Origin of the sequence: Massilia sp. TSP1-1-2 (assembly GCF_049896185.1) — a bacterium.
GTDB lineage: Bacteria > Pseudomonadota > Gammaproteobacteria > Burkholderiales > Burkholderiaceae_D > Telluria_A.
In genome coordinates this window covers 79730-94533 of record NZ_JAFCTU010000001.1, presented here as the reverse complement: position 1 = coordinate 94533, position 14804 = coordinate 79730, and the positions used below count along the sequence as shown (strand labels likewise).

The window sequence follows — 14804 nt, the reverse complement described above, 5'->3', positions numbered from 1 at the left end:
CCCAGATATTCGCATCTCTTACAGGAGACTCTCATGTCACTTGGCTCATTCATCAAAAAGCAGTTTATCGACGTCTTGCAGTGGAACGAGGAGAGCGAGGGCGTACTCGCCTGGCGCTTTCCGATGCAGGACTTTGAAATTCAGAACGGCGCCATCCTCAACGTGCGCGAGTCGCAGGTCGCCGTGTTCGTCAACGAAGGCACGATCGCCGACGTGTTCGGTCCGGGCACCCACAAGTTGACCACGCAAACGCTGCCGGTGATGACCAACCTGCGCAACTGGGACAAGTTCTTCGATTCGCCGTTCAAGTCAGACGTGTATTACTTCAGCACGCGCGTGCAGACCGGGCGCAAATGGGGCACGCCGCAGCCAATCACGATCCGCGACAAGGACTTCGACATGATCCGGGTGCGCGCCTTTGGCATGTTCTCGTACCGGGTGGCCGACGCGCGCAAGTTTTTCACCGAGATCAGCGGCACGCGCGAAGTCTACTCGCGCGACGACGTCGAAGAGCAGCTGCGCGGCATCCTGATGTCGAGCATGGCCTCGTCGCTGGGCGGGGCAAATGTCGCCTTCCTCGACATGGCGGCCAACCAGGCCTTGATGGCGCAGCAGGTCAAGGGCGACCTGGCCACCGCCTTTGCCCGCTACGGCATTGGTCTGGATGAATTCAACGTCGCCAGCGTCAGCCTGCCCGAAGAGCTGCAAGCCGCGCTTGACGAGCGCATTTCGGCCGGCATGAAGGGCGGCCTGTCGGCCGACAAGATGGGCGGCTTCACCAAGTTCCAGGTTGCCAGCAGCATTCCGCTGGCCGCGCAGAACGAAGGCGGGCTGGCCGGCATCGGCGCCGGGCTGGGCGCAGGCGCCATGCTTGGGCAAGCCATGGCGCAGGGCATGAGCGGCGCGGCGCAGCCGGCAGTTCCGTCGGCCCCGGCAGCGCCGGCCGAAGTGTCGATCGAAGACCGCCTCACCAAGCTCAAGGGCATGCTCGACAAGGGGCTGATCTCGGCTGCCGATTACGACAGCACCAAGGCGGAGCTGCTCAAGAAACTGATCGGCTGACCGGCGCCCCATGCAGACAGTTTCCTGCCCGAGCTGCGGCGCGCCCGTTCAATTCAAGTCGCACGCCGCCGTCATGGCGGTGTGCGAATTCTGCCGCGCATCCATCCTCAAGGATGGCGATGCAGTCAAGGATGTGGGCAAGCTGTCGGCCGTGCTGGAAGACTACTCGCCGATCCAGATCGGCACCGCCGGCAGCTACGCGGGCCGCGGTTTTACCGTGGTCGGGCGCATCCAGCTGCGCTATGCCCAGGGCATGTGGAACGAATGGTACCTGCTGTACGACGACGCTAGCGCAGCCTGGCTGGGCGACGCCTCCGGCCAGTACACCATCACCACGGCGCGCCCAGCGAGCGGTCCCTTGCCCAGCTTCGACGAGATCGTGCCGGGTAATCTGTATCCGATCGGCAGCGAGCATTTCACCGCCGCCGACAAGCGCGAAGGCGAATGCATCGGCGGCCAGGGCGAGCTGCCGTTCCGGGTGGGCGACGGCTGGCGCATTCGCGCCGCCGATCTGCGCTGCGGCGCGGCGTTCATCACGCTCGACTACACGGACGGCGCGGTCCCGGTCGTCTACAACGGCAAGGCCGTCACGCTGCCTGAACTCACATGCCAGCTGCTGCGCAGCGATGAAGAAATCAAGGCCAGCGCCGGGCGCTATCGCGGCAAGCTTGATGCGCTTGACTGCCCATCGTGCGGCAGCGCGATCAGCTACCTGCCGGGCGTGACCACCAGTTTGGTGTGCCCGGCCTGTTCGGCGCAGCTCGACGCCGCCGGACCCGAAGCGCGCGTGCTGGCCGCCGGGGCCCAGGTCGAGGCCGTGATTTCATCGCTGGAACTGGGCGCCACGGCCAGCATCTCCGGCGAGCAGTACACCGTGATCGGGGCCATGGTGCGCGCCGACGACGAAGGCGCCACATGGACCGAGTACCTGCTGTACGGGACCAAGGGTGGCTTTTTCTGGCTGGTGGAAACCGACGAAGGCTGGTCGCGCGCGCAGGTGCTGGGCGACTGGCCGGCCTGGAATACACCGGCCGCAAGCAGCGCCACGCTCGGACAGGATCGCTACGAAAAACTGGTTGACTACGAAGCGACGGTGCGCTACGCCGCGGGCGCCTTTAACTGGCGCGTGACGGCCGGCGACAAGACGCGCGTGTATGAATTCAAGAAGAGCCAGGCTACGCTGTCGGCCGAACTGAGCGCCGAGGAGCTGACCTGGTCGCGCTCGACGCCGGTGGCCAACGACCAGGTGCTGGCGTGGTTCGGCAAGTCGGCCAAGGGCGTGTCCGCCGCGCCAAAGCAGCAGGCGGCATCGAATTACAGCACCCAGATGAAATTCGTCTGGTGGATCCTGGGCTTGAACGCGATTCCGCTGCTGGCCAATTTTGGCGGGACCTTCACCGTGCTGCTGCTTGCCTTGTTTGCCCTGTTTATCCCGGCCCCATTTTTCAAGAACGACGGTGACGATACATGAACAAAAAGTACTTTGTCTATTCAATCCTGGTCACCATCGTTACTACCTTGATCAACTGGAGCAGCATGAGCAACTCCTTTTCCTCGTCCAGCCGCGGCGGCAGCAGCTGGAGCTCGGGCAGCAGCGGTAGCAGCGGCGGCAGCTGGGGCGGCGGGGGCAGGCACAAATGACGCATCCGGCGCACCGGCCCGCCGGCACCCACCTGCTGGCCGATTTCTACGGCGTGGCCCGGGACCGCCTGACCGACTGCGCCCATATCGACGCCCTGCTGCGCGCGGGCGCCGATGCCGCCGGCGCGCGCATCCTGCACAGCCACTTCCACAGCTTTGGCGAAGCGATGGGCGTGACGGGCGTGCTGCTGCTGGCCGAATCGCACATTTCGATCCACACCTGGCCCGAATTCGGTTTCGCGGCCGCCGACATATTCATGTGCGGCTCGGCCCAGCCAAAGCTGGCGCTCGACGTGATGGAAGCGGCCTTCACACCGGCTTCAATCATCGTCCAGACGATCGCCCGCGGCGGAGCACTCCCGCTATAATTGCTGCCTGTTCAACTACCCAGACACGCTCACCATGACACCAGCTTTGCAAGCCATGCCCAAGGCGCTCGGCCACATCCGCGTACTCGATTTGTCGCGCGTGCTGGCGGGCCCCTGGTGTTCCCAGAACCTGGCCGACCTGGGCGCGGACGTCATCAAGATCGAGCGGCCCGGCGTGGGCGACGACACGCGCGCCTGGGGCCCGCCGTACGCCAAAGACGCCGACGGCAACGACACCACGGAAGCGGCCTATTATCTCGCAGCCAATCGCGGCAAGCGCTCCGTCACGGTCGACATTGCGAGCGCTGAAGGCCAGGCGCTGATCCGCGAGCTGGCGCTGCATGCGGACGTGGTCCTGGAAAACTACAAGGTCGGGCAGCTCAAGCGCTATGGCCTGGATTACGACTCGCTCAGGGCCATCAAGCCGGACCTGGTCTATTGCTCCGTGACCGGCTTTGGGCAGGACGGCCCGTACGCGCACCGCGCCGGTTACGACTTTCTGATCCAGGGCATGGGCGGGCTGATGTCGGTGACCGGCGAACGCGATGATTTGCCCGGCGGCGGACCGCAAAAAGCGGGCGTGGCGCTGACCGACCTGATGACCGGCATGTACGCCACCGTGGCCGTGCTGGCCGCCCTCACCCATCGCGACCGCACCGGCGAAGGCCAGCAGATCGACATGGCGCTGCTCGACACCCAGGTTGCGATGCTGGCCAACATGGGCAGCAACTACCTTAACAGCGGCAAGGCGCCCAAGCGCTGGGGCAATGCGCACGCCAACATCGTGCCCTACCAGACCTTTGCCTGCGCCGACGGCCATCTTATTGTCGCCACCGGCAACGACGGCCAATACCAGAAGTTCGTCGAGGCAGGTGGCCGGGCCGACCTGGGCGCGGACGCGCGCTTTGCCACCAACCCGCTGCGCGTGCAGCACCGCGACGTGCTGGTGCCGCTGCTGGCCCAGATGGTCAAGACGCGCACGCGCGCGCAGTGGATCGCGGACCTGGAAGTGGTGGGCGTGCCGTGCGGCCCGATCAACGACATCGGCGAAGTGTTCGACAACCCGCAAGTCAAGGCGCGCGGCGTGGCCTTCGAGATGGACCATCCGGCGGCCGGCAAGGTCAAGCTGGTGCGCAGTCCCATGCGCATGTCGGCCACGCCGGCCGAGGCGACGCTGCCGCCGCCGATGCTGGGTCAGCACACCGATGAAGTGCTGCGCGAGGTCCTGGGACGCAGCGTGGAACAAATTGCCGCGCTGCGCGCCAACGGCGTGCTGTAAGCAGACCCGACTGCCATGAAGATCGTGCTGCAATGAAGATCGTGCTCCCATGAAGATCAAGCTGCCATGAAGATCGCGCTGCAAAGCCTGCAACAGGCATGGACCACGCGTGCAGTTTCCAGCGGCCAGTTGGCAGGCCTGACCTTTGTATTCCTGTGGTTTTTTATCGGGGGCATCATGCATTTTGTGGCGAGCGCTACCGAGGCCCGCATCGTCCCGCCTTATATTCCCTGGCCGCAGGCGGCGGTCTTGATCAGCGGCGTCTTCGAGTTGCTGGGCGCGGCCGGCATTGTGCTGCGCCGCACGCGCAGATCGGCAGGCGTTGGCCTTTTCCTGCTGACCCTGGCCGTCACGCCAGCGCACATCTACATGTTGCAGCGGCCAGAGCTGTTCAACGTCCCACTCTGGGCGCTGTGGCTGCGCTTGCCAATACAGGTCGTGCTGCTGGCGCTCATCGTGTGGAGCACCTGGCGTGATCGGCGCCCGACGCTGGCCGCCTAGTGGGTCCGGGCCCGCAGATGGGCGATGTGCATCAGCGTGGTATTGAGCGCGGCCAGATCCACCGGTTTGGCGAACAGATCGTCGAAACCAGCAGCGAGCGCCTCCTGCCGATCACGTTCTTGCGCGTAGCCAGTGACAGCGATCAGCACAGTTCCCGCCGTCGTCAAAGCGCTTCGGAGCGCGCGCGCCAGGTCAAATCCATTCATTTCGGGCAAACCGATGTCGAGCAGGCAGACGTCCGGCCTGAACGAGGGAAAGCGCGCGATCGCATCGGTGGCGCTGAGGACCGTACATACTTCATGGCCGAACGATTGCAAAAACAAGGCCAGGGTCGTGGCGGCGTCTTCGTTATCGTCAACGATGGCGATGCGTAGCGCCGGCATAGGCCGCGCTTCATCGTAGCGTGCAGTATCCAAAGCCGGCATCGCCAGATTCGACCTTGGCAGTTTTACTTCCAGCACGCTGCCTTTGTCGGCGCCATCGCTGCGCGCGCTCACTGTGCCGTTGTGCAGATGGACAAGGCTTTTTACGAGTGCCAGACCGATGCCCAGCCCGCCCTGGCTGCGATCGAGACCGCGCGTACCTTGCGAAAAAAGTTCGAAGGCGCTGCCAATCAGTTCGGCCGTCATCCCGATGCCGTCGTCGCGCACCGTGATCGTCAGCGTGTCGGCCCCGCACTCGAGCGCAATGTCGATGTTGCCACCATTGGGTGTGTACTTGGCAGCATTGCTGAGCAAGTTGGTCATGACCTGGACCAGCCGCTTGCGGTCTCCCACCAGGATCGACGGGTCTGGCGACAGGTGGACGCCGAGTCGATGATGATGCTTTTCAATCAGCGGCCTGACCTGCTCGATGGCGTCGGCAATGACATCTTTGGCGTCGAGCTGGGCGTGCTCCAGTTCGACTTTTCCGCGCGTGACGCGTGAGACGTCGAGCAAATCGTCGATCAGGCTGGTCATGTGCTTCGCCTGGCGCGCAATGATCGTACTGGCGCGGCGGACGGTAATCGCATCAATATTACGGGCAGCCAGGATTGCGGCGGCCGACGTGATCGGCGCCAGGGGATTGCGCAATTCATGGGCGAGCATGGCGAGAAACTCATCTTTTTTCTGGTCCGCTTGGCGCAGCGCTTCCTCGGCCCGGATGCGATCGGTGACATCCATCTGGGCCACGATGGCGCCCACAATCTCGCCATCGTCGCCGCGGATAGGCGCACCGGAATTGAGCACCACCCGGCGCTGCCCCGGCTGGTCGAAAGGCTCAATTTCAATAATCTGGCGCGGCGCGGCCTCGCCGGCGAGCGCGCGCGTCATCGCCCAGTCGCTCGGCTGCAGCGCTTGGCCGTGCCGATGCGAACCATCGGCCCACCAGCCTTTCCATTCCACGTAAGCATCGATGTCGGCCGACATGGGATGATTGCCCCACAAGCGGCGGTTTTCCGCATTGACCTGCACCAGCGAGCCTGCGGCGTTGGCGACAATGATTCCGACCGGCACGGCCTCGAGCAGCGCATCGAGGCGGCGGCGCTCGTTTTCGGCACTGCGCGCCACTATCAGGGCCAGCCGCTGGCTCTCGCGTAACGTTTCTTCAGCGTGCTTGCGGCTCGTGATTTCAAACACGATGCCGCTCATCCGTGTGGGAGTGGCATCGCGCCCGTAAACGCTGCCGTGAGCAGCGATCCAGTGGCTTGTCTGATCGGGCCAGGTGACGCGGCACTCGAAATTCCAATCCTTCAGTTCGCGCAGGGCGTTGGCGAACTGTTCCGACACAAACGTGCGGTCGTCCGGGTGCACATGCTCAATGAACGTGGCGAAACCCCAGTGCGCAATCGGCGCAGTGTAGCCGAAGCACTGGTCATGGCGCAGCGATCGGTACGCCGTGTCATCGGCCAGATTCAAGTCCCAGTCGCCGATCTGGGCCGCTTGCAGCGAAAATTCCAGCCTGTCAGCCGTTTCGCGTAGCGCGATCTCGGCCATTTTTCTGGCTGTGACGTCGCGGTAAAACACGGCAAGGCCATCGTTGGCGGGAAACGCGCGCACTTCGACCCAGAAGTTGCGCCCGTCGGGATATACATAATGATTTTCAAAGGCGACTTTTTGCCGCTCACGCATGGCCTTTTTGTAATGCTGCGCCAACGGCAGGTCTTCCGACCCGGGCCATATGTCCCAGTGCGAGCGTCCCAGTATCTGGTCGGCAGTGCGCGTTTCGAAACGCAAACCGCCCGGATTGATCTGGCGCACCCGGAACGCTTGGTCGAGAAAAATGAAGCCTTCGTCCATTCCCTCCAACAATTGCTGACTTTGATCACGCTCAAGCTTTAACTCGTCCAGAATGATTTGCTGCCGAGCCAACAGCTGCTGTTGCTCGGCCAGCGCCTTCTTCAGTTCCATCCTGGCCATGATCTGCTCGGCGAACGTCTCAAGAATAAAGCATTCGCGCGCGCTCAATCCGGACGGCCTTGGATTGACGTCGAGTACGCACAAGGTACCCAGGGGCACCCCCGCTGCCGTCTTGAGCACAGCGCCGGCATAAAAGCGCAGGCCCGGCGCCCCGGTGACGAGTACGTTGCCGCACATGCGTGCGTCTTGCGCCAGGTCTGGAATGATCATCCGATCTTCTTGTAGCAGGGCAAACCTGCAGATCGAGTTTTCAAGCGGCATTTCGCGGGTATGCAGTCCCACTTCGGCCTTGAACCATTGGCGCCCTTCGGCGATCAAATTGACTGCGGCAATCGGGGCGTTGAGCAATTCACTGAGCAACTTGACGATATCATCAAACGCTTTCTCTGCCGGCGTGTCGAGTATGCTATATCCGTCCAACACCGCGAGGCGCTTTGCCTCGTCAATTGTGTATGTGCTAGAGGTCATTTCTTTTCGCCGTCAAAAGATTGAATAATAGCAAAGTTATCAATGACCGAGCGTTCACCTCCCCTCTATACACACACCGGGGCGATACCCAACGGCACCAGCGAGCGCAGGCGCAGTCCGATTGCCAGCGCGCCGGACAAGGCCAGCGCCAGCAGGGCGACCACGCCGTTCCATCCGTGCGCGCTCCACATGGCGCCGGACAGCGAACCGATGAGGGCGGCGCCCACGTAATAGAAAAACAGGTACAGCGCCGACGCCATGGCCCGCGCGCCGCGCGCGCGCCGCGCCACCCAGCTGCTGGCCACCGAGTGGACCGCAAAAAAACTGGCCGTCAACAGTGCCATGCCGATCACGATGATGCTCAAGGTGTTTGACAACGTGAGCAGCAACCCTGCCAGCATGGCCGCCGTCACCGCCCACAGCACATTGCGCCTGCCGATGCGGTCGGCCAGGCGGCCCGCCCAGACCGCGCTGAACATGCCGGAGAGGTACAGCAGCGAACACATGCCCACGACCGTCTGCCCCAGCGAGAAGGGTGCGCCGAGCAGGCGAAAGCTGACATAGTTGTACAGGCTGACAAACACGCCCATCACCAAAAAGGCGAGCAGGTACAGTGCGCGCAGGCCGCCGTCCTGCAGGTGAGTGGCGGCGCCGCGCGCAACGGCGCGCACACCCGGCCGGGCGGCGACGAAGCGGCACTGGTCCGGCAGGCTGCGCCGGAACTCCCAGGCAGCGTACAGCCCCATCACACCCATCAACCCCAGCGCCCAGCGCCACGAAGCCAGGTCGGTAACGATGGCGGCCAGGACGCGGCCCACGGTACCGCCAAGGGCCGTGCCGGCGATATACATGCCCATCGCATGCCCCAGTTTGGCGGGCGCGATTTCGTCGTTCAGGTAGGCCATGGCCACGGCCGGCACGCCGCCAAGGGCAATGCCCAGCAAGGCCCGCAACGCCAGCAGCTGGACAAAGCTGTGCGCCCAAGCGCACAACAGCGCCAGCACGGCGGCAGCGGCCAGGGCGCACGTCATCAAGCGCTTGCGCCCGATCCGGTCCGACAGCGCGCCGCTGGCCAGCAGTGACAGCGCCATCGCGATGGTGGTGACCGACAGCGGCCAGCTGCTCTGCGCGGGCGTCACGGTGAACTGGCGCGCCATTTCAGGCATCAGCGGCTGCACGCAATAGAGCAGCGCAAAGGCGGAAAAACCGCAGCACAGCATGGCGTAGTTGATGCGATTGAAGGCGGGACTGGACATGGTCGATCCTGGTGGGCTGCTTGAAAGACCATCTTAGGATTGCGCATTCATACTGTCCAATATATATTTAAGCCACTTTTCATACATTTAAAAGATAAACAATGGAACTGCGTCACCTGCGGTACTTCATCGCGGTCGCCGAAGAGCTGCATTTCACGCGTGCGGCCAAGCGCCTGCACATCGGCCAGCCGCCCCTTAGCCATGCGATCCAGATGCTCGAGGCCGACGTGGGCGCGCTGCTGTTCGAGCGCACCAAGCGCTCGGTGCGCATGACCGAGGCGGGCAGGCTGTTTCTGGATGACGCGCGCCGCATCCTGGAGCTGTCCGAGCAGGCAGCGCAGACGGCGCGCCGCGCCCAGCGTGGCGAAGCGGGCGAACTGCGCATCGGGTTCACGTTTTCGACCCCGCTCACGCCCCTGTTCGCCACCGTGATCAACCGCTACCGCCAGCAGTTCCCGGCCGTGAGCCTGACGCTGCACGAGATGGCCACCCAGGGCCAGCTTGAGGCGCTGCGCCAGCGCCGGCTCGACCTCTCCTTCGTGCGTCCGCCCGAGGATGCCGACGCTGAAGGCATTGCGCTGTCGGCCCTGCGCGACGACCGGCTGGTGGTGGTGCTGCCCAGGGCCATGGCGCTGGCCCGTCAAAAGTCGATTCACATGGCGCAGCTGAAGGAACAAAGCTTTGTGATGTATCCAGCCAACGCGGGCACCGGCATCTATCCGCAGATTTTCAGGCTGTGCCGCGAGGCCGGCTTCGTGCCGCGCATCGGGCAGGTGGCGGGCGAAGCGTCGACCATCATCGGGCTGGTAGCGGCGGGCTGCGGGGTATCGGTGCTGCCGGCGTCTTTCGACCGGATCCGGATGGACGGCGTGTGCTACCGCCAGATTGCCGACGAGGGCGCCAGCACGCAGCTGTTGCTGGCGCGACGCGACGATGAGCGCTCGCCGCTGGTGGACGCGTTCGTGGCGCTGGCACAGGCTGCGGCGGCGCAGTAAGCAGCACATCGTTGCTGCAGTAAGGAGCGTAGGCCGGGCAAGCGCCAGGCCTTGGCGGGCCCCTTCCGGCATCCTTCGCGTTGACGCATGCCGGATTACGCGACGCTTATTCGACCTACCGCGCTCGCCCCTTTGCGCGCGAGCGGCGTGCGCGAGGCCGATGCCGGGTCAGCCGTAATCGGCTTCGAGTTCCGAGCCCGCGTAGTTCTCGAATTCGGCGAACAGCGTCTTCATCGCCGTGCGTGTGCGTACCTTCTGGATCACGGTGCAATGGGTGCGGTAGTTTTCGATCCGCTCAGCGAGCACTGCCTGGTGCTGCGCCGGCACCTGCACCATCAGGGCCGCCCAGCCCTCGTCGAAATCGGGCTTGTTCTTGCGCACCGACTTGACCATGCGCTCGAACTCCTTCTGGCTCGAACGCGCCATGATGCGCCCGCCGCCTTCGATCGCCGATATGATGGCCACGGCGATCACGCCCTCGGCATTCAAATCCGGATCGTTGATCGGCCCGGCCCAGTGATGGCGGCGCAGCCAGCCGGCCGCGCGCACGATCGCCTGCACGCTCTTGCGCTGCCCATGCAGCAACTCATATTTTTCGTAGCCCGACCAGTTCTGGCTCGGGTCGGCGCTGCACACGTCGACGAACAGTTCCTTCAGGCGCCGCTGCAGGTAGACCGGGTCCTGGTCGTACTCGCCGACCAACGCGTCCTCGGGCAAGGCCGACAGCTCGCGCACCAGGCGAAAGCCGGCCTGGAACGCATGCTCGGCGCCGTGCTCGATCAGGAACGCGAGCGCGGCCTCATCGCCTTCGTGCGCCAGCTCGTGATCAAGACCGAGCGAGACGCAGCCCACGGTCAGAAAAAAAGCGCGCTGTATGCCTTCTGCCGTTTTATCGTTGGTGAACTTTTCGGCCACCATTGCGGTGATGCCGGCCAGTTCGTCGGCCAGGATCACGCGATCGTCCTCGTCGTCGTGCCCGGCCAGGCAGCGAATCGCCCGCACCAGGCGCGGCAGATTTTCGGCGACCAGCGCGGGCAGTGCCGACTGTGGTGTTTGCGCATCCATCATCACGAAAAGATACCCGTTCCGATGCTCTTGCGCGCGCCGCGCTTGGGCACATTGCTGCGCGAGGACGGCACCTGCTTGCGCAAGCGGTACAGCAGTTCCTTGGTCGAGCGCTGCAGGAATGCCGGCTCTTCGTCCGGGTCGTCCGAAAATTCGGCGTCGGCCAGGTCGCCGCTGTGGCGAAAGTCGGGGAACAGCTCGAACAGCGCGCGGTCCCAGCCGTCTTCGCTGGCCTTGGCCAGTTCGATTGCCAGCGGCACGATGTCGCTGTCGGACGAAGTCTGGCCAGTGATGTAGGGGCCCTTGGCCAGGATTTCGCCGGCCACCTCGAGGATCTCTTTCGGGGCCATCGAGAACAGGATCGCGAACACGGTCGCGCCATGGTCGGACGCGGACGCCTCGGCCAGCAGCTCGTGGCGCCGCTCCGGTTCATCGGTTGAAAACACGATCCCATGCACGTGCGAGAACAGCGTTTCGGCCACGCGCTCCGGGTCGTCCTCGATCATGTCGTCCGACCAGGTGGCGGCGAAAAAGGCCAGGCTGTCGGCCCAGGCCCTGGGCGGCACCAGCAGCGTGGCGAGCGAGGTCTTGCCGCCGTCAAAGCCGGACAGGTGCAGCGCGGTGACCTGCGGGGCGAGCGAGGCGATCACTTCGGCCACGACCAGGTCGCCGTGCTGCTCGACGGCGTCGGAAAACGCTTGTTCAGCATGGTGCAGGGAACCGGCCAATACCAGTTCGCTCACCTGCTTGCGCAAGGCGGGCAGATTGGCGCTGTTGTCAACAGCTTCGCTCACAGGGTCGCTCATTTAGTCCTCCTGGTCGAACATCTGCGCGAAGTCGTCGGAGACGCTGCCGTCGCCGCCGTCGTTGTCGCGGTCGTCGTCGCCGTCATCGTTATCCGACAGCTGGTCGAGCGACTGGTCGTCGTCGTCCCACAGGCGGGGATTCTTGAACAGGAAAGCGGTGATGATCGCCTGGCGCGCGAGATCGGGATGGCTTTCCTGGATCGCCGCGTACATCGCCTCGGCCTCGCCTTCGCAGGCGGCCATGGCAAACACCTTGGACGGCTCGCCGCCGTCGTATTCGACCGCTTCCTTGAGCAAGCCCTTGGAATCGCTGAAAGTGATGTGATCGACCAGCGCAAAGCTCATCATGTTGACGTCTTCAATGCCGCCCCCGCCTGCGTACTCGCCCACCAGCGCGGCGAGCATCATGGCGTAGTTCTTGCGGTTTGGCGGGTCGCCCAAAATGCCGTCGATCTGGCCGCCAAGCTCGCGCGACTGGTAGGCGAATTCGGGATGTACTTTTCTCATATTATTGGTCCTGTTGGTAGAGCATGGTACGCATTCGGCGCCGCTGACGCCGGCAAAGTCACGCCGGCAAGGTCACGCCGTTCAGATGAAACAGCGAGCGCCACAGCTCGAAGGCTTCGGCCTCGGCATCGAGAATGATGCGGTGGTTGACGCTCTGGTTGTATTCATCGCGCCGGGCGCGGTCGGACAGGATTTCGTAGGCCTTGGTGATGCTCTTGAAGCGCACCTCGGCGCCCGGCGCGTCGTTGCGGTCGGGATGGTAGCGCATCGCCAGCGACCGGTAGACCTTCTTAATCTCGTCATCGCTTGCATTGGGCGCCACGCCGAGGACATTGTATAAATTTTCCACGTAGAAACTCCCTGTGACTACTGCTAAAGCAGGATTATCCTATAGAAAGCGACTTGCCGGGCAGGTGCTTCACCAGCCGCGCGCTCCCCGGGGGAGATGTGGGGTGCTGGCAGATTCGCAAAGTGGGGGACGCCCGGGTACGGTAAAATGCTGCGACCTGAACATTTCGAAGCAATCTCCCATGAGCAACGACAAAAATAAAGCTGCAGCGGCGACGGCAAGTGCGCCGACCTCGAATTTCTTGCGCGCCATCGTCGAGCACGATCTAGCGGACGGCACCCATGCCCGCGCCGGTTTGCCAAGCGTCATTACGCGCTTTCCGCCCGAGCCCAACGGCTACCTGCACATCGGCCACGCCAAGTCGATCTGCGTAAATTTCGGCCTCGCGCGCGATTTCAACGGCCGCTGCCACCTGCGCTTTGACGATACCAATCCCGAAAAGGAAGACACCGAGTACGTCGACACCATCATCGAAAGCGTCAAGTGGCTCGGCTTCAGCTATGAACACGGCGGCCAGGAACACTTGCATTACGCCAGCGATTATTTTGAGCAACTGTACCTGATGGCCGAATACCTGATTTCTTCGGGTCACGCCTATGTCGACAGCCAGAGCGCCGACGACATGGCCAAAAACCGCGGCAACTTCGGCACGCCCGGCACCAACTCGCCGTTTCGCAACCGCCCGGCCGACGAATCGCTGGCCCTGTTTCGCGACATGAAGGCCGGCAAGTACAAGGATGGCGAACACATCGTGCGCGCCAAGGTCAGCGAAGATGCCATGACCGCGCCCAACATGAACCTGCGCGACCCGGCCATTTACCGCATCCGCCATGCGCACCACCACCGCACGGGCGACACCTGGTGCATCTACCCGATGTACGACTTTACCCACCCGATTTCCGATGCGCTCGAGCACATCACCCATTCGGTGTGCACGCTCGAATTTGCCGACCATCGCCCGTTTTACGACTGGCTGCTGGCCACCTTGGCCGAAGGCGGCTTTTTCGCCCAGCCGGTGCCGCGCCAGTATGAGTTTTCGCGCCTGAACCTGACCTATGTCGTGATGAGCAAGCGCAAGCTGCGCCAACTGGTCGAGGAAGGCATCGTTGCCGGCTGGGACGACCCGCGCATGCCCACCCTGGTCGGCCTGCGCCGGCGCGGCTACACGCCCGAATCGATCCAGCTGTTTTGCGAGCGCATTGGCGTATCGAAGGCGGACGGCTGGATCGACATGAGCACGCTCGAAGGCAGCCTGCGCGACGACCTCGATCCGAAGGCGCCGCGCGCCACCGCCGTGCTGCGTCCGCTCAAGCTGATCATCGACAATTTCCCCGAAGGCAAGTCGGTCGCGTGTACGTCGCCCGTGCACCCGCACTTTCCCGAGCGCGGCCTGCGCACCTTTCCGATCACGCGTGAATTGTGGATCGAGCAGGATGACTTCATGCAAGTGCCGTCCAAGGGCTATTTCCGCTTCTTTCCGCCGATTGGCGAGGCGCCGGGCAGCCGGGTGCGCCTGCGCCACGGTTACGTTGTCGAGTGCACCGGTGTCGACCTGGCCGCCGACGGCAGTGTCGCGGCGGTGCACGTCAATTATTTTGAAGACAGCAAGTCGGGCACCGAAGGCTCGAACAGCTACAAGGTCAAGGGCAACATCCACTGGGTCAGCGCTGCTACCGCGCTGGAAGCCGAGGTGCGCCTGTACGACCGTTTGTTTACGGAAGCGAACCCGGATGCCGGCGGCAAGGACTTCAAGACGCTGCTCAATCCCAACGCGCTGGAAGTGGTCAGCGCCTGGCTCGAGCCGGGCATGAGCGCCGCCCTGCCCGGCGAGCGTTTCCAGTTCGAGCGCCACGGCTACTTCGTGGCCGACATGGTCGACTCGGCACCGGGCAAGCCCGTGTTCAACCGGGTCACCACGCTGAAAGACAGCTGGGCAAAATAAGAATATTCCTAGGCGAAACGGACGTAAGAATACTCCTGCTCGCCCGTCGAAAATCCTGCTGCCCCGTCGCCTTAGTGCGACATTTCGCCCTCACAATCGCGCCGCGGCGCACGCAGCGGCGCAGCGCATTGATCCGAATCAATCCATTTTTTCAAAAACCTATTAA

Annotated in this window: 14 protein-coding genes; 8 read left to right on the top strand and 6 right to left on the bottom strand. The window is 63.5% G+C overall.

All coding sequences use genetic code 11. The features are described 5' to 3' along the window. Positions 1 to 33 precede the first annotated feature (33 nt). The 6 genes from ACP7BV_RS00440 to ACP7BV_RS00415 all read left to right on the top strand — a co-directional run bounded on the left by ACP7BV_RS00440 (position 34) and on the right by ACP7BV_RS00415 (position 4851). Positions 34 to 1062, top strand: a complete 1029-nt coding sequence (locus tag ACP7BV_RS00440) for an SPFH domain-containing protein (RefSeq protein ID WP_426100372.1) — start codon at positions 34 to 36, stop codon at positions 1060 to 1062. Between the two features lie 10 nt (positions 1063 to 1072). Further along, on the top strand, positions 1073 to 2533 hold the full coding sequence (locus ACP7BV_RS00435; protein ID WP_426100370.1) for a DUF4178 domain-containing protein: 1461 nt from the start codon (positions 1073 to 1075) through the stop codon (positions 2531 to 2533). Then, the gene (locus ACP7BV_RS00430; RefSeq protein ID WP_426100368.1) at positions 2530 to 2703 is read left to right on the top strand and encodes a hypothetical protein; all 174 of its coding nucleotides are present in this window, start codon (positions 2530 to 2532) and stop codon (positions 2701 to 2703) included. Before ACP7BV_RS00435 ends, ACP7BV_RS00430 begins: the two co-directional genes overlap by 4 nt. After that, on the top strand, positions 2700 to 3071 hold the full coding sequence (gene speD, locus ACP7BV_RS00425) for an adenosylmethionine decarboxylase (protein ID WP_426100366.1): 372 nt from the start codon (positions 2700 to 2702) through the stop codon (positions 3069 to 3071). Before ACP7BV_RS00430 ends, speD begins: the two co-directional genes overlap by 4 nt. A gap of 34 nt (positions 3072 to 3105) precedes the next feature. Continuing rightward, complete coding sequence (locus ACP7BV_RS00420; protein ID WP_426100364.1) at positions 3106 to 4350, top strand: CaiB/BaiF CoA transferase family protein; 1245 nt, start codon at positions 3106 to 3108, stop codon at positions 4348 to 4350. A gap of 66 nt (positions 4351 to 4416) precedes the next feature. Beyond that, on the top strand, positions 4417 to 4851 hold the full coding sequence (locus ACP7BV_RS00415; protein WP_426100362.1) for a DoxX family protein: 435 nt from the start codon (positions 4417 to 4419) through the stop codon (positions 4849 to 4851). On the opposite strand, the gene ACP7BV_RS00410 is transcribed toward ACP7BV_RS00415, so the two are convergent. Next, positions 4848 to 7718 (bottom strand): ATP-binding protein, encoded by a 2871-nt coding sequence (locus tag ACP7BV_RS00410; protein WP_426100360.1) that lies wholly within the window; start codon positions 7716 to 7718, stop codon positions 4848 to 4850. The two genes, ACP7BV_RS00415 and ACP7BV_RS00410, sit on opposite strands and share 4 nt — an antisense overlap. Positions 7719 to 7783: 65 nt before the next feature. Further along, entirely contained in the window at positions 7784 to 8974 is a 1191-nt protein-coding gene (locus ACP7BV_RS00405) for an MFS transporter (RefSeq protein WP_426100358.1), read from the bottom strand. Positions 8975 to 9075: 101 nt separating this feature from the next. Here ACP7BV_RS00405 and ACP7BV_RS00400 point away from each other — a divergent pair, with 101 nt between their 5' ends. Further along, complete coding sequence (locus tag ACP7BV_RS00400) at positions 9076 to 9969, top strand: LysR substrate-binding domain-containing protein (RefSeq protein ID WP_426100356.1); 894 nt, start codon at positions 9076 to 9078, stop codon at positions 9967 to 9969. 168 nt (positions 9970 to 10137) lie between these two features. On the opposite strand, the gene ACP7BV_RS00395 is transcribed toward ACP7BV_RS00400, so the two are convergent. Genes ACP7BV_RS00395 through ACP7BV_RS00380 form a run of 4 tightly spaced genes read right to left on the bottom strand, consistent with a single transcriptional unit; the run spans position 10138 to position 12696 of the window. Then, complete coding sequence (locus tag ACP7BV_RS00395; protein ID WP_426100354.1) at positions 10138 to 11037, bottom strand: hypothetical protein; 900 nt, start codon at positions 11035 to 11037, stop codon at positions 10138 to 10140. Then, positions 11037 to 11840 carry a hypothetical protein gene (locus tag ACP7BV_RS00390; protein ID WP_426100352.1) on the bottom strand — a complete coding sequence of 268 codons (804 nt, stop codon included), beginning with the start codon at positions 11838 to 11840 and terminating at the stop codon, positions 11037 to 11039. The genes ACP7BV_RS00395 and ACP7BV_RS00390 overlap by 1 nt, the downstream gene beginning before the upstream one ends. After that, the gene (locus ACP7BV_RS00385) at positions 11841 to 12347 is read right to left on the bottom strand and encodes a hypothetical protein (RefSeq protein ID WP_426100350.1); all 507 of its coding nucleotides are present in this window, start codon (positions 12345 to 12347) and stop codon (positions 11841 to 11843) included. A 58-nt stretch (positions 12348 to 12405) separates the two neighbouring features. Next, complete coding sequence (locus tag ACP7BV_RS00380) at positions 12406 to 12696, bottom strand: DnaJ domain-containing protein (RefSeq protein WP_426100348.1); 291 nt, start codon at positions 12694 to 12696, stop codon at positions 12406 to 12408. Positions 12697 to 12877: 181 nt separating this feature from the next. Here ACP7BV_RS00380 and ACP7BV_RS00375 point away from each other — a divergent pair, with 181 nt between their 5' ends. Next, complete coding sequence (locus ACP7BV_RS00375; protein ID WP_426100346.1) at positions 12878 to 14638, top strand: glutamine--tRNA ligase/YqeY domain fusion protein; 1761 nt, start codon at positions 12878 to 12880, stop codon at positions 14636 to 14638. The last annotated feature ends 166 nt before the right edge of the window (positions 14639 to 14804 follow it).

What these genes read in the sequence shown, in the direction of transcription:
- ACP7BV_RS00440 (WP_426100372.1), top strand. Translation starts at nt 34, where the DNA reads ATGTCACTTGGCTCATTCATCAAAAAGCAGTTTATCGACGTCTTGCAG.
- ACP7BV_RS00390 (WP_426100352.1), bottom strand. Translation starts at nt 11,840, where the DNA reads ATGAGCGACCCTGTGAGCGAAGCTGTTGACAACAGCGCCAATCTGCCC.
- speD (WP_426100366.1), top strand. Translation starts at nt 2,700, where the DNA reads ATGACGCATCCGGCGCACCGGCCCGCCGGCACCCACCTGCTGGCCGAT.
- ACP7BV_RS00375 (WP_426100346.1), top strand. Translation starts at nt 12,878, where the DNA reads ATGAGCAACGACAAAAATAAAGCTGCAGCGGCGACGGCAAGTGCGCCG.
- ACP7BV_RS00385 (WP_426100350.1), bottom strand. Translation starts at nt 12,347, where the DNA reads ATGAGAAAAGTACATCCCGAATTCGCCTACCAGTCGCGCGAGCTTGGC.
- ACP7BV_RS00410 (WP_426100360.1), bottom strand. Translation starts at nt 7,718, where the DNA reads ATGACCTCTAGCACATACACAATTGACGAGGCAAAGCGCCTCGCGGTG.
- ACP7BV_RS00405 (WP_426100358.1), bottom strand. Translation starts at nt 8,974, where the DNA reads ATGTCCAGTCCCGCCTTCAATCGCATCAACTACGCCATGCTGTGCTGC.
- ACP7BV_RS00420 (WP_426100364.1), top strand. Translation starts at nt 3,106, where the DNA reads ATGACACCAGCTTTGCAAGCCATGCCCAAGGCGCTCGGCCACATCCGC.
- ACP7BV_RS00435 (WP_426100370.1), top strand. Translation starts at nt 1,073, where the DNA reads ATGCAGACAGTTTCCTGCCCGAGCTGCGGCGCGCCCGTTCAATTCAAG.
- ACP7BV_RS00395 (WP_426100354.1), bottom strand. Translation starts at nt 11,037, where the DNA reads ATGATGGATGCGCAAACACCACAGTCGGCACTGCCCGCGCTGGTCGCC.
- ACP7BV_RS00430 (WP_426100368.1), top strand. Translation starts at nt 2,530, where the DNA reads ATGAACAAAAAGTACTTTGTCTATTCAATCCTGGTCACCATCGTTACT.
- ACP7BV_RS00415 (WP_426100362.1), top strand. Translation starts at nt 4,417, where the DNA reads ATGAAGATCGCGCTGCAAAGCCTGCAACAGGCATGGACCACGCGTGCA.
- ACP7BV_RS00400 (WP_426100356.1), top strand. Translation starts at nt 9,076, where the DNA reads ATGGAACTGCGTCACCTGCGGTACTTCATCGCGGTCGCCGAAGAGCTG.